This window comes from Microbacterium sp. F2E, assembly GCF_020905435.1.
Taxonomy (GTDB): domain Bacteria; phylum Actinomycetota; class Actinomycetes; order Actinomycetales; family Microbacteriaceae; genus Microbacterium; species Microbacterium lacticum.
Genome location: NZ_JAJJIB010000008.1, coordinates 96,759 through 110,507, shown reverse-complemented (window position 1 = coordinate 110,507; position 13,749 = coordinate 96,759). Strand labels below are relative to the sequence as shown.

Below are 13,749 nucleotides of genomic sequence, written 5' to 3'. Positions count from 1 at the left end.
AGCATGTTCCGAAAGATCCTGGTCGCGAACCGTGGCGAAATCGCCATCCGAGGGTTCCGCGCCGCCGTCGAACTGGGCGCCCGCACGGTCGCCGTCTTCCCCTGGGAGGACCGGGGGTCGCTGCACCGGCAGAAGGCCGACGAGTCGTATGAGATCGGCGAGCCCGGGCATCCGGTGCGCGCCTACCTCGACATCGACGAGATCATCCGCGTGGCGCTCGCCGCCGGGGCCGACGCGATCTACCCCGGCTATGGTTTCCTGTCGGAGAACCCCGACCTCGCCGCCCGAGCGGCCGAGAACGGCATCGTGTTCATCGGACCGCCCGCCCGCGCGCTCGAGATGGCCGGCAACAAGGTGACCGCGAAGCACCACGCCATTGCGGCCGGCGTCCCGGTGCTGCGCTCCACCGAGGCATCCGACGACGTCGACAGCCTCGTCGCCCAGGCCGAGGAGATCGGCTTCCCCATCTTCGTCAAGGCGGTCGCCGGCGGCGGCGGCCGCGGCATGCGCCGCGTCGAGACCGCCGGAGAGCTGCCGCCCGCGATCGCCGAGGCGTCGCGCGAGGCCGAGGCGGCCTTCGGCGATGGGCGCGTCTTCCTCGAGCAGGCGGTGCTGCGCCCCCGGCACATCGAGGTGCAGATCCTCGCGGATGCCACGGGGGAGACCGTGCACCTGTTCGAGCGCGACTGCTCGGTGCAGCGCCGCCACCAGAAGGTCATCGAGATCGCGCCCGCGCCGAACCTCGACCCGGAGATCGCCGCAAGCCTGCACGCCCACGCCGTCGCGTTCGCCCGGTCGATCGGGTACGAGAACGCCGGCACGGTGGAGTTCCTCCTCGAGACGGCCGGGCCGCGCACCGGCGAGGTCGTCTTCATCGAGATGAACCCGCGCATCCAGGTCGAGCACACCGTGACCGAGGAGGTCACCGACGTCGACCTCGTGCAGTCGCAGATCCGGATCGCGGCGGGGGAGACCCTCGCCGACCTCGGCCTCCACCAGGAGAACATCCACCTGCGCGGCGCGGCCCTGCAGTGCCGCATCACGACGGAAGACCCCTCGCAGGGCTTCCGTCCCGACACCGGACGCATCACCACGTACCGCTCGCCCGGCGGCGCCGGCATCCGCCTCGACGGCGGCACGACGGCGGCGGGCTCGCAGATCAGCCCGCACTTCGACTCGATGCTCGCCAAGCTCACCTGCCGCGGGCGCGACTTCCCGGCCGCGGTCGCCCGGGCGCGGCGGGCGCTCGCGGAGTTCCGCATCCGCGGCGTCTCGACGAACATCCCGTTCCTGCGCGCGGTGCTCGACGACGCCGCCTTCGTCGCGGGCGACGTGTCGACCTCGTTCATCGACGAGCGGCCCGAGCTGCTCACCCGCAACCCCTCCCGCGACCGCGCCACGAAGCTGCTCAAGTGGCTCGCCGACGTGACCGTGAACCAGCCCTACGGCGAGAAGCCGCTGTCGGTCTCGCCGGGCAGCAAGCTGCCGCAGATCGATCTGCAGGCGCCGCCGCCGCGCGGCGGGCGTGACGTGCTGCGCGAGCTCGGCCCCGCTGGGTTCGCCCAGGCGCTGCGCGCCCAGACCGCCCTCGCGGTCACCGAGACGACGTTCCGCGACGCGCACCAGTCGCTCCTCGCCACCCGGGTGCGCACGCGCGACCTCGTGCGCGTCGGACCGCACGTGGCCCGGATGACCCCGCAGCTGCTCTCGGTCGAGGCGTGGGGCGGAGCGACCTACGACGTCGCGCTGCGGTTCCTCGCCGAAGACCCGTGGGAGCGCCTCGAGGCGCTCCGCGACGCGATGCCGAACATCCCGATCCAGATGCTGCTGCGCGGGCGCAACACCGTCGGCTACACGCCGCGGCCGACGGCGGTGACGGATGCCTTCGTCGCCGAGGCGGCGGCGACCGGCGTCGACATCTTCCGCATCTTCGACGCGCTGAACGACGTCGACCAGATGCTGCCGGCGATCTCGGCGGTGCTCGAGACCGGCACCGCGGTGGCCGAGGTGGCGGTCTGCTACACCTCCGACCTCCTCGACCCCGCCGAGTCGCTCTACACCCTGGACTACTATCTGCGCCTGGCCGACCGCATCGCGGCATCCGGGGCGCACATCCTCGCGATCAAGGACATGGCGGGGCTCCTCCGGCCCGCCGCGGCGGCGCGGCTCGTCACGGCGCTCCGCGAACGGTTCGACCTGCCGGTGCACGTGCACACGCACGACACCGCCGGAGGTCAGCTCGCGACGCTCCTCGCCGCGAGCGCGGCCGGGGCCGATGCGGTGGATGCCGCGGCCGCGCCCCTCGCCGGAACGACGAGCCAGCCCTCGCTCTCGGCCATCGTCGCCGCCCTCGCGCACACCGAGCGCGACACGGGCCTCGACCTCGACGCGGTCAGCGCCCTCGAGCCCTACTGGGAGGCGGTGCGTCACCTGTACCGCCCGTTCGAGTCGGGCCTGCCGGGCCCCACCGGGCGCGTCTACCACCACGAGATCCCCGGTGGCCAGCTCTCGAACCTGCGCCAGCAGGCGATCGCGCTCGGCCTCGCCGACCAGTTCGAGCGCATCGAGGACATGTACGCCGCCGCCGACCGCATTCTCGGGCGCATCCCGAAGGTGACGCCGTCGTCGAAGGTGGTCGGCGATCTCGCCCTCGCGCTCGTCGCGGCGAACGCCGACCCGGCCGACTTCGAGGAGAACCCGCAGGCCTACGACATCCCCGACTCGGTCGTGGGCTTCATGGCCGGTGAACTCGGCGACCTCCCTGGCGGGTGGCCCGAGCCGTTCCGCTCGAAGGTGCTCGCGGGCCGTGAGGTGACGGTGGAGGTCCCGCCGCTCACCGCCGACGAGGAGAGCGGGCTCGCCGGCGACGCGGCCGAGCGCCGCCAGACGCTCAACCGGCTACTCTTCCCGGCGCCCGCCCGCGAGTTCGAGCAGCTACGCGCGGAGTTCGGCGACCTGTCGGCCCTCGGCACGCCCGACTACTTCTACGGCCTGAAGCCGGGCGAGGAGCACGTCGCCGAGATCGACCCCGGCGTGCAGCTCTACGTCGGGCTCGAGGCGATCGGCGAACCGGATGCCGCCGGCATGCGCACCGTCATGACGACGCTCAACGGGCAGTTGCGTCCCGTGTTCGTGCGCGACCGCAGCATCGCCGTCGAGACCCGTCGCGCCGAGCGCGCCGACACGTCCAAGCCCGGCCAGGTGGCGGCGCCCTTCTCGGGCGCGGTGACCGTGAAGGTCGCCGTCGGCGACAAGGTGCAGGCGGGTCAGGCCGTGGCATCCATCGAGGCGATGAAGATGGAGGCGGCGATCACGGCTCCGGTCGCGGGCGTCGTCGAGCGTACCGTCGTCTCGGGCACGGCCCCGGTCGAAGCGGGAGATCTTTTGCTCGTCCTCCGACCCGCCGACTAGCCTGGGGCGGGGGCGCACGGCGTCCACGAGTGATCTGGAGTGTGGAACGTGGCGCCTGAGCGTAACGAGAACGAGGGCGAGAACGCCGACAACGGCGTGCTGGCCACGACCGACGGCACGGAGACGACCGGCATCGGCATCGTCGAGGGGGCGACCGCGCAGGTCGAGGTGACGCTGCCGACGGCCTTCGACGAAGAGGACGACTTCGACGACGACGTCGTGCGCGGCGAGGACGTGACGCTCGTGCAGCTCGAGCAGCCGCCGGCCGAGCGCGACGAGGTGCGGGGCGAGGCCCCCGCGACGACGGCGGTGCCCGTGGCATCCGTCTCCACGGCCTCCGCGGAGCCCGCGCCGAAGGCGTCGGTGTCGGCGGCCGCGGCCGCATCGCCAGCCGCGGCGAAGACCGCTCCCGCACCGAAGACCGCGGCCGCGGCTCAGGCATCCTCCTCCGTGGCATCCACCTCGGCGACCGCGCCCGCCGCCTCCGACGCGTCCCGCGCCGAGCTCGACCACCACGAGCGGGTGCGCCCGCGCACCTCCGAGATCACGCTGCAGTCGCGCCGACTCGGCGACTTCGAGGTCGACCGCGAGAGCTCCGACCTGCTCACCGCCGACCGCCTGCTCGACCCCGCGCACGTCGTCCGGCCCGAGCCGGAGGGTGCGTGGCGGCACCTCGTCTACACGCTGTCGGGCCGGCGCATCAACCTCGGCGACAGCAAGCGCGCCCGCGCGCGCAAACAGCTCGACGATCGCATCGCCGCGCCGCTGTCCGGCGGCGCGCGGTTCGTGCCCGTCCTCTCGCGCAAGGGCGGCGTCGGCAAGACGACCGTCACGACGCTCCTCGGCATGGCGCTCGCGGATGCCCGTGAGGATCGCATCATCGCCGTCGACGCGAACCCGGACCGCGGCACCCTCGCCGAGCGGGTCGGGCGCACGAGCGGCAAGACCGTGCGCGACCTCGTGCGGGCGCGCGGCGACGTGCACGGCTTCAACGACATCTCGCAGATCGTCGCGCGCGACCACACGCGCCTCGACGTGCTCGCCTCCGACGCCGACCCGCACGTGTCCGAGGCATTCAGCGACGCCGACTACCGCGACGTCGCCGAGGTCGCGGCGCACTTCTACTCGGTCGTGCTCACCGACACCGGCACGGGCATCGTGCACTCGGTCATGGAGGCGACCCTCGAGCACGCCGACGAGCTCGTCATCGTCGCGGGGCTGAGCATCGACGAGGCCCGCCTCGCGTCGGAGACGCTCACCTGGCTCGAGTCGAACGGCTACGCCGAGCGCGTGCGCTCCGCCGTCGTGGTGCTGAACACCTCCCGTCCCGGCGCGGCGCTCGTGCGCGCCGACGAGCTCGACGCGCACTTCCGCAGCCGGGTGCGCGCCGTCGTCCGCCTGCCCTACGACCCGCACATCGCGTCGGGCAGCGCGATCTCGTTCCGCGACCTGCAGCCCGAGACCCGCGACGCCGCGCGCGAGCTCGCCGCGATCGTCGTCGAGGGTCTGCGCGCCTCGTCGGTCGCCGCCTGATGGCCGTTCGCGAGATCCGCCTCTTCGGCGACCCCGTGCTCCGCGCCGTCAGCGCACCGATCGACGTGATCGACGAGGGCGTGCGCGCTCTCGTGACCGACCTCGTCGACACGGTCGAGCTGCCCGGTCGTGCGGGGGTCGCGGCGCCGCAGATCGGTGTCGCGCTGCGCGCCTTCAGCTACAACATCGACGGCGACATCGGGTACGTGCTGAACCCGATGCTCGCCGAAGTGCGCGGCGAGCCGCAGCCGGTGGGGGAGGGATGCCTGTCGGTGCCCGGCCTCTGGCACGACGCGCTCCGCCACCCGTGGGCGCGCGTCACCGGCATCGACCTCGACGGCAACGACATCGTGCTCGAGGGCGACGGGCTGCTCGCCCAGGCGCTGCAGCACGAGACCGATCACCTCGACGGCATGCTGTACCTCTCGCGCCTCAGCCCCGCCGACCGCAAGACGGCGATGCGCGAGGTGCGCGAGAGCTCCTGGTTCTGAGCCGCGCGGCGCCCCGCGGCGACGGGAGACGGAACGGGGACCGGCGGTCTCCCGCGCGGTCCCCGATCCGGTGAGGCGTGTCAGCCGAGCGACACGTTCGTGGTGTTGACCGGCACGGTGTAGATCTCGTCGACGGCGTCGGCGAAGTCGTCGAGGATGACCCCGCGCTTGATGCTCATCTTCGGCGTCAGGTGGCCGCTGCCCTCGGTCCACTCGACGGGCAGGATCGTGAACTTGCGGATCGACTCGGCGCGCGAGACCGACTTGTTCGCGCGGTCGACCGCCAGCTGCACCTCGTCACGCACCTTCGGGTTCTTCGCCGCCTCTTCGAGCGACATGTCGGCCGGCAGCCCGTTGTTGGAGAGCCACGTGGGCAGCATCTCGGGGTCGAGCGTCACGAGCGCCGCGATGAAGGGCTTCTGGTCGCCGACGACGACGACCTGCCCGACGATCGGGTTCGCGCGGATCGGGTCTTCGAGCGCGGCCGGCGCGACGTTCTTGCCGCCCGCGGTGACGATGATCTCCTTCTTGCGGCCGGTGATCGAGAGGAACCCCTCGTCGTCGAACGAGCCGAGGTCGCCGGTCTTGAACCAGTCGCCGTCGAAGGCGGCCGCGGTCGCCTCGGGGTTGCGCCAGTACTCCTTGAAGACGTTGATGCCGCGCACCTCGATCTCGCCGTCCTCGGCGAGGCGCACGCCGACACCCGGCAGCACCGGACCGATGGTGCCGATCTTCGCCTTCTCGGGAGTGTTCACGGTCGCGGGGGCGGTCGTCTCGGTGAGGCCGTAGCCCTCGAGGATCGTCACGCCGAGGCTGTGGAAGAAGTGGCCGAGTCGCGGGCCGAGCGGCGCCGAGCCCGACACGGCGTACGTGACGCGCCCGCCCATCGCCTCGCGCAGCTTGCTGTAGACGAGCTTGTCGAACAGCGCGAACTTGATCTTGGTCAACAGCGGCACCTTCTTGCCGTCCTGCAGGAGCGCGGAGTGCTCGACGGCGGTCGCGGCGGCGGCGCGGAAGATCTTGCCCTTGCCGCCCGCCTCGGCCTTCTGCTCGGCCGAGTTGTAGACCTTCTCGAACACGCGCGGCACGGCGAGGAGGAACGTCGGCTGGAAGGAGCCGAGCGCCGGCAGTAGCTGCTTGGTGTCGGGCTGGTGGCCCGTCTTGACGCCGGCGTGCACGTCGAGGATCGAGATGAAGCGCGCGAACACGTGCGCCGTCGTGATGAACAGCAGCGTCGAGGCGCCGGGTGTGTTCACGACCTCTTCGAGCGACGTGGCGGAGTTGCGGGCCAGCTCGACGAAGTTGCTGTGCGTGAGCACGCATCCCTTCGGCCGACCGGTCGATCCGGACGTGTAGATGAGGGTCGCGATGTCGGAGCCGACGGCGAGGCCGCGGCGGCGCTCGATCTCGCCGTCGTCGACCGAGACGCCGCCGGCGCGCAGGGTGTCGAGGGCACCGGATGCCATGCTCCAGGTGTCGCGCACGAGGGGGAGCTCGTCCCGCACCTCGGCGACGCGGGCGGCGTGCTCCTCCGACTCGGAGAGCACGGCGATCGCGCCGGAGTCGGAGACGATCCAGCTGATCTGCGCGGCGGAGCTCGTCTCGTAGACGGGCACCATCACAGCCCCGGCGAAGAAGAGCGCGAAGTCGACGAGCGACCACTCGTAGGTGGTGCGGGCGATGAAGGCGACCTTGTCGCCCGGCTCGATGCCCGCGGCGACGAACCCCTTCGCGAGCTCGATCACCTGGCGCTGGAACTCCGCGGCGGTGATGTCGCGCCAGCCGGCGCCCTCGGGCACGGCGAACAGGGCGAGCGACGGGGTCGCGCGCACCCGCTCGACGAGCAGATCGGCGATGTTGGCGTTCGGGTCGGCAGGCACGACGGCGGGAACTTCGAACTGGACGGCGGCGCTCATGGGGCGGCAACTCCTTCGGTACCGGGTGACGTCGAGGTGACGGGTGGAATCGAGTCTAACGGGTGCTGACACTCAGTCTCGCGGCGGGCTCGCCCAGGATCAGACCCGGCGACGGGACCCCGGAGAACTGTGGCTCCCACACTAGACTCTCGGATGCCGTGCGACCCCGCACGAGGAGTGCGCGGGGCATCCGGGCGGTGGGAGAGGAGTGTCGTGCTCAACGTCGGCATCGACATCGGTGGCACCAAGATCGCGGGCGGCGTCGTCGCGCCCGACGGGCGGATTCTCGAGCGGTTGCGGGTGCCCACTCCGACCGACACCGACGCGCTCGCGCGAGCCGTGGCCGACATGGTCGCCGAGCTCGCCGCGCGCCACGAGGTGAACGCCGTCGGCGTCGCCGCGGCGGGATACATCGATCGCAGCCGATCCGTCATGCTGCACGCGCCCAACATCGACTGGCACAACGCCCCGCTGCGCGCGCAGTTTGAGGCGCTCATCGGCCGCCCGGTGACCCTCGAGAACGACGCGAACGCCGCGGGCTGGGGCGAGTACCGGTTCGGTGCGGGCCGCGGTTCGACCGACATGGTCATGGTCACCCTCGGTACGGGCGTCGGCGGCGCCGTCATCACGGACGGCCACCTGCTCATCGGCGCGAACGGCAGCGCCGCCGAGCTCGGCCACCTGCGCTTCGTCCGCGGCGGCCGGCCCTGCGGGTGCGGGCAGAACGGATGCCTGGAGCAGTATGCGTCCGGCCGCGCGCTGCAGCGCGAGCTCTCCGACATCGCCGACGCCGGCGGTGTCGGCGCGCGGGTCGCGGCCCGTCGGAACGCCGCCGGGATCGTGCCAGGCGCCGATCTCGCGCTGCTGCTCGATGAAGGCGACGAGGGCGCCCTCGAGGCGGTGCGTCGCGTGGCGACCGCCCTCGGCGAGGCCTGCGGCGCGTTCCAGGCGGTGCTCGACCCCGACCTGATCGTCGTCGGCGGCGGTGTTGCCGAGCTCGGTGATGCGCTGCTCGAGCCCACCCGCCTCGCCTACGACACGTCGCTGCCGGGCTTCGGCGAGCGACCCACGGCCCGATTCGTGACGGCGAGCCTCGGCAACGACGCCGGACTGGTGGGCGTCGCCGACCTCGCCGGCCTCCGTTCGACGGCGGAGGTCGCCGCCGCGAGTGCCGCGGGCGGTCTGGGGCGCCGCTGATGTTCTACTGGTTCATGAAGTACGTGGTCATCGGCCCGATCGTGAAGGCGATCTTCCGGCCGTGGATCGTCGGGCGCTCGAACGTCCCGGCATCCGGGGCGGCCATCCTCGCCTCGAACCATCTCTCGGTGAGCGACTCGATCTTCCTGCCCCTCATGATCGACCGCCCGATGAGCTTCCTCGCCAAGAGCGACTACTTCACCGGCAAGGGCCTCAAAGGCTGGGCGACCCGCATGTTCATGAAGGCGTCGGGGCAGATCCCCATCGACCGCACGGGCGGGAAGGCGTCGGAGGACTCCCTGAACACCGGGCTGCAGGTGCTCGGCCGCGGCGACCTGCTCGGCATCTATCCGGAGGGCACCCGCAGCCCCGACGGCAAGCTCTACCGTGGCCGCACCGGCCTGGCGCGCATGGCGCTGGAGGCGCGCGTGCCGGTCGTCCCCGTCGTCATGGTCGACACGGGGGAGATCATGCCCATCGGCCGATCGATCCCGCGGATCGGGCGCGTCGGCATGGTGATCGGCGAACCACTCGACTTCTCGCGCTTCCACGGCATGGAGTCCGACCGCTTCGTGCTGCGCTCGGTGACCGACGAGATCATGGTCGCGCTGCAGCGGCTCGGCGAGCAGCAGTACGCCGACGTGTACGCCTCGACGGTGAAAGACCGCGCCGCCGCCGCGCAGACCGCGGCGAAGGCGGGCTCGAAAGCCGCCTGATCGCCGTCGTCACGCGGCATCCGACCCTCTCGCGGCGCCACTAGACTGGCCGGATGCCCACCCTGCACGCCGACCTGGATCACTGGCGCACGCTCCCGATCAAGCAGCAGCCGAGCTGGACCGACCTCGACGCCGTGGCCGCGGTGTCGGCCGAGATCGCGTCGCTCCCGCCCCTCGTGTTCGCCGGTGAGGTCGACAACCTCCGCGACCGGCTCGCGAAGGCGGCCGCCGGACAGGCGTTCCTGCTGCAGGGCGGCGACTGCGCCGAGACCTTCGCCGGCGCGACGGCCGAGCAGATCCGCAACCGCATCAAGACGGTGCTGCAGATGGCGGTCGTGCTGACCTACGGGGCATCCATGCCGGTCGTGAAGATGGGGCGCATGGCGGGTCAGTTCGCCAAGCCCCGCTCGAGTGACACCGAGACCCGCGGCGATGTGACGCTGCCCGCCTACCGCGGCGACATCGTCAACGGCTACGACTTCACCGAGCTGTCGCGCCAGCCCGACCCGGCCCGGCTGCTGAAGGGCTACCACACCGCGGCATCCACCATCAATCTCATCCGCGCGTTCACGCAGGGCGGCTTCGCCGACCTCCGCGAGGTGCACTCGTGGAACAAGGGCTTCGCGCAGAACCCGGCGAACCAGCAGTACGAGCGCCTCGCGACCGAGATCGACCGGGCGATCAAGTTCATGGAGGCGGCCGGCGCCGACTTCGACGAGCTCAAGCGCGTCGAGTTCTACACCGGCCACGAAGGCCTGCTGATGGACTACGAGCGGCCGATGACCCGCGTCGACTCGCGCACCGGAACGCCGTACAACACCGCGGCGCACTTCCTGTGGATCGGGGAGCGCACGCGTGAGCTCGACGGCGCCCACGTCGACTACTTCTCGAAGATCCGCAACCCCATCGGCGTGAAGCTCGGACCCTCGACCTCGCCCGAGACGGCGCTCGAGCTCATCGACAAGCTCGACCCCGAGCGCGAGCCCGGCCGGCTGACGTTCATCACGCGCATGGGCGCAGGCAAGATCCGCGACGCGCTGCCGCCGCTGCTCGAAGCGGTGAAGGATGCCGGTGCCACGCCCCTCTGGGTCACCGACCCGATGCACGGCAACGGCATCACCACGCCCACCGGTTACAAGACGCGCCGCTTCGACGACGTCGTCGACGAGGTGCGCGGGTTCTTCGAGGCGCACCGCGCCGTGGGCACCTTCCCCGGAGGCATCCACGTCGAGCTCACGGGCGACGACGTCACCGAGTGCCTGGGTGGCTCGGAGCAGATCGACGAGGCGACCCTCGCGACCCGCTACGAGAGCCTGTGCGACCCGCGCCTGAACCACATGCAGTCGCTCGAACTCGCCTTCCTGGTGGCCGAGGAGCTCGAAAAGCGCTGACCTTCGCGCGGCCCCCGCGCCGCCCGGCGCCGAGAACGCACAACAGCACCTCTTCGCGCCCCGGAGCGGTGCTATCGTGCGTTCTCGCGCGGGGTGTGGACAGATCGCGCGCGGCGCGGGCGCTCGGGGTGACACTGGGCGCATGACCCGCTCGACGCCGCTGCCGCCGCCGTTCGACGAACGGTTCGGCGGGCGCGCGTTCACCGCCGACCAGGCGCGCGCGGCGGGCGTCGGGCGCGGGCGGCTGCGCGGGCGCGACCTCGGCCACCCGCACCACGGGATCTACGTCACCGAGGCATCCGATGATCTGCTCGATCGATGCGCGGCGCTGTCGGTGGCGCTCGGCCCGCAGCACTGGTTCAGCCATCTGACCGCTGCCCGGCTCTGGAGCATCCCCCTTCCGCAGCGGTACGCGCCGATCGAGCCGCTGCACGTGCTCACGGTCGGCGGACGGGTGCCGGTGCGTCACCACCACGTCATCGGGCGATCGACATCGGATGACCCGGATCGCCGCGTGCACGCGGGGCTGCGGGTGATCGGCCCCCTCGCGACCTGGTGCCATCTCGCGACCCGTGGCGCGACGGAACCGAGGATGCTGCTCGGCCGCGACGCGCTCGTGACCGCGGGGGACTACCTGACCACCAAGCGGCGGCTCTCGACGGGATCGACGCTGCCGCCGCTCGCGACGGCAGCAGACCTCGCCCGCGCCGTCGACGCCCGAAGCGGCCGCGGCACCCGCGCGCTGCGCGAAGCGCTGGCGCTCATCCGCCCGGGCGCGCAGTCGCCCCGCGAGACGCTGCTGCGCCTGCGCATCGTCGACGCGGGCCTGCCCGAGCCCGCGGTGCAGCTCCCCGTGAAGACGGCGGTGGGGGTGCTGCACAGCGACCTCGGGTACGAGCGGCAGCGGCTCCTCATCGAGTACCAGGGCGACGAGCACCGCACCTCGCGCTCGCGATGGCGGAGCGACCTGACCCGCGTGCAGCTGTTCCAGGACGCCGGCTACGACGTCATGCTCGTCGGCGCGGACGACCTGGTCCCCGACCCGAGCGCCCTCCTCGCGCGGATCGCCCGCGCGCTCGCGCGCGAGAACGCACGATAGCACCGCAAACGGGCTCCGAGAGGTGCTATCGCGCGTTCTCGGTGTGGGATCGAGGGGCGCGGCGCGGGGCGGGTCAGCCCGTCGAGCGGACGGTGATCTTCGTGCCGGGCAGCTGGGACGTGCCGGCGGCGGGGCTCGTGCTCGCGACGGTGAAGATGCCCCAGACGATCTCGGGCAGCGCGGTGCCGGGCTCGAAGCCGGCTTCCCGCAGTGTCTGCATCGCGACGGCGACGGTCTGCCCCGAGACATCCGGGACCTCGATCGGCTCCGGACCCTTCGAGACGACGAGGGTGACGGTGTCGCCGGGGCGCACGCCGTCGCCGTGGTCGACGCGCACGACGCGGCCGCTGTCGACGTCGTCGCTGTACTCCTCCGAGGTGGTGACGGAGAGCATCACATCGGCGAGGATCGAGGTCGCGTCGGCGACGCTCCGGCCGGCGACGTCCGGGATCGCGCCCGCCGAGACCTCGAACGACGCGGTCGACCCCTCGAGGGCGGTGCATCCCTGCGTGCAGTCGACGGCGTCGCCGCCGCCGGGCGGCGTGATCGACGCGGACACGACCTGGTCGGCCGGGGCGTCGGTGAACACGCGCGACGGATCGTCGGATGCCGTGATGTAGAGCTCGTCGAGGATGCGCGTGGCGTCGTCGAGGCTGAGGCCCGCCAGTGCGCCGATGTCGTGCGATGCGGGGCCGAGAGAGATCACGACGGTGACCTGGCTGTCCTTGTCGAGCCGCTCCCCGGTGCCCGGTTCGGTGCGGATGGCGAGGCCCGCCGCGACATCACGGCTGTAGTCCTCGCCCGGGACGGCGACGAGCGACTGTGCGGCGAGCGTCCTGGATGCCTCGTCGAAGCTCTGCCCCGCGACGTCGGGCACGGCGACGAGCGATCCCGGCCCCGTGCCGAACCACCAGCCGGCTCCGCCCGCGAGCCCCGCGAGGACCACCACGAGCAGCAGCAGCCACCAGCCCTTGCCGGCGTTCCGCCGCGCGCGGCGGCGCAGCAGCGTCGCGTTGTCGACGTCGTCGGTGACGGTGGGCGCGGTGAACGTGCCCGGCATGATCTTGGTGACCTCGCCCGAGTCGACGCCGTCGTCGACGGCGACGAGCCCCGGGGCGGGCGTCCGCACGACGTGCGGGAAGACGCCGAGCTCCTTCTCGATCTCACGCAGCCGGTCGAGCATCGCACGCGCGTCGGACGGACGCTCGTCGGGTTCGCGCTCGGTCGCCCACATGACGAGCTCGTCGAGCTGCTCGGGCACGCCCGGGTTCTTCGCCGACGGCCGCGGCACCGAGTCGGTTGCGTGCTGGTAGGCGATCTGCATCGGCTGCTCGCCCTTGTACGGCTGCTCGCCGACGAGCATCTCGTACAGCATGATCCCGAGGGCGTAGATGTCGCTCCGGGCATCCGCGGTGCCCCGGGTGACGAGCTCGGGGGCGAGGTAGGCGATCGTGCCGAGCAGCATCTGCCCGGTGGCGGTGTTCGCGCTCGTCGCGCGGGCGAGCCCGAAGTCGCCGATCTTGATGCGGCCGTCTTCGGCGAGCAGCACGTTCTCGGGCTTCACGTCGCGGTGCACGATCCCGGCGCGGTGTGCGGCGGCGAGGCCCGACAGCACGGCATCCATGATCGTGATCGTCTGCGGGATCGACAGTCGCCGCTGCTCGCGCAGGAGGTCGCGCAGCGTGATGCCGGGCAGGTACTCCATGACGAGATAGGCCATCTCGCCGTCCTGGCCCTGGTCGAAGACGTTGACGACGTGCGGATCGGCCAGGCGCGCGGCGGCGCGGGCCTCCTGGATGAAGCGTCCCTGGAAGACGGTGTCATCGGAGAGGTGGCTGTGCATCACCTTCAGCGCGACGCGGCGCTCGAGGCGCAGATCGGTCGCGACGTAGACGGTGGCCATGCCGCCACGGGCGATGCGGGCACGAACGCGGTACCGGCCGTCGACCAGACGGCCGATCAGCGGGTCCGTCTGCTGGCTCGTGCTCACCTACG

At 71.9% G+C, this 13,749-nt stretch carries 9 protein-coding genes; 7 read left to right on the top strand and 2 right to left on the bottom strand.

The features are described 5' to 3' along the window. The first annotated feature begins 3 nt into the window (after positions 1 to 3). The 3 genes from LOK55_RS08155 to LOK55_RS08145 are packed head-to-tail and all read left to right on the top strand — an operon-like array spanning position 4 to position 5,435. Positions 4 to 3,411: a pyruvate carboxylase gene (locus tag LOK55_RS08155; protein ID WP_229934972.1), complete on the top strand. Its 3,408-nt coding sequence runs from the start codon at positions 4 to 6 to the stop codon at positions 3,409 to 3,411. 48 nt (positions 3,412 to 3,459) lie between these two features. Further along, positions 3,460 to 4,944, top strand: a complete 1,485-nt coding sequence (locus LOK55_RS08150; protein ID WP_229934971.1) for a MinD/ParA family protein — start codon at positions 3,460 to 3,462, stop codon at positions 4,942 to 4,944. Further along, entirely contained in the window at positions 4,944 to 5,435 is a 492-nt protein-coding gene (locus LOK55_RS08145) for a peptide deformylase (RefSeq protein WP_229934970.1), read from the top strand. Before LOK55_RS08150 ends, LOK55_RS08145 begins: the two co-directional genes overlap by 1 nt. Positions 5,436 to 5,515: 80 nt before the next feature. Here the strand turns inward: LOK55_RS08145 and LOK55_RS08140 are convergent, their stop codons facing one another. Continuing rightward, positions 5,516 to 7,351, bottom strand: a complete 1,836-nt coding sequence (locus tag LOK55_RS08140; protein ID WP_229934969.1) for a long-chain fatty acid--CoA ligase — start codon at positions 7,349 to 7,351, stop codon at positions 5,516 to 5,518. A gap of 213 nt (positions 7,352 to 7,564) precedes the next feature. On the opposite strand from LOK55_RS08140, the gene LOK55_RS08135 reads away from it, so the two are divergent. From LOK55_RS08135 to LOK55_RS08120, 4 genes are all read left to right on the top strand, one after another. Further along, a complete protein-coding gene (locus LOK55_RS08135; RefSeq protein WP_141378794.1) occupies positions 7,565 to 8,548 on the top strand; it encodes an ROK family glucokinase in 984 nt (327 codons plus the stop codon). Then, complete coding sequence (locus tag LOK55_RS08130) at positions 8,548 to 9,264, top strand: 1-acyl-sn-glycerol-3-phosphate acyltransferase (protein ID WP_229934968.1); 717 nt, start codon at positions 8,548 to 8,550, stop codon at positions 9,262 to 9,264. The genes LOK55_RS08135 and LOK55_RS08130 overlap by 1 nt, the downstream gene beginning before the upstream one ends. A 53-nt stretch (positions 9,265 to 9,317) precedes the next feature. Continuing rightward, positions 9,318 to 10,655, top strand: coding sequence for a class II 3-deoxy-7-phosphoheptulonate synthase (locus LOK55_RS08125; RefSeq protein WP_196325025.1), 1,338 nt, complete (start codon positions 9,318 to 9,320; stop codon positions 10,653 to 10,655). A gap of 142 nt (positions 10,656 to 10,797) precedes the next feature. Continuing rightward, a complete protein-coding gene (locus tag LOK55_RS08120; protein WP_229934967.1) occupies positions 10,798 to 11,754 on the top strand; it encodes a hypothetical protein in 957 nt (318 codons plus the stop codon). A 73-nt stretch (positions 11,755 to 11,827) separates the two neighbouring features. Here LOK55_RS08120 and pknB read toward each other — a convergent pair whose 3' ends face one another. After that, a complete protein-coding gene (gene pknB, locus LOK55_RS08115; protein ID WP_229934966.1) occupies positions 11,828 to 13,744 on the bottom strand; it encodes a Stk1 family PASTA domain-containing Ser/Thr kinase in 1,917 nt (638 codons plus the stop codon). Positions 13,745 to 13,749: the final 5 nt, after the last annotated feature.

Excerpts from the sequence above, each read along its gene's own strand:
- LOK55_RS08140 (WP_229934969.1), bottom strand. The coding sequence starts at position 7,351 with ATGAGCGCCGCCGTCCAGTTCGAAGTTCCCGCCGTCGTGCCTGCCGAC.
- LOK55_RS08155 (WP_229934972.1), top strand. The coding sequence starts at position 4 with ATGTTCCGAAAGATCCTGGTCGCGAACCGTGGCGAAATCGCCATCCGA.
- LOK55_RS08145 (WP_229934970.1), top strand. The coding sequence starts at position 4,944 with ATGGCCGTTCGCGAGATCCGCCTCTTCGGCGACCCCGTGCTCCGCGCC.
- LOK55_RS08120 (WP_229934967.1), top strand. The coding sequence starts at position 10,798 with ATGACCCGCTCGACGCCGCTGCCGCCGCCGTTCGACGAACGGTTCGGC.
- LOK55_RS08130 (WP_229934968.1), top strand. The coding sequence starts at position 8,548 with ATGTTCTACTGGTTCATGAAGTACGTGGTCATCGGCCCGATCGTGAAG.
- LOK55_RS08125 (WP_196325025.1), top strand. The coding sequence starts at position 9,318 with ATGCCCACCCTGCACGCCGACCTGGATCACTGGCGCACGCTCCCGATC.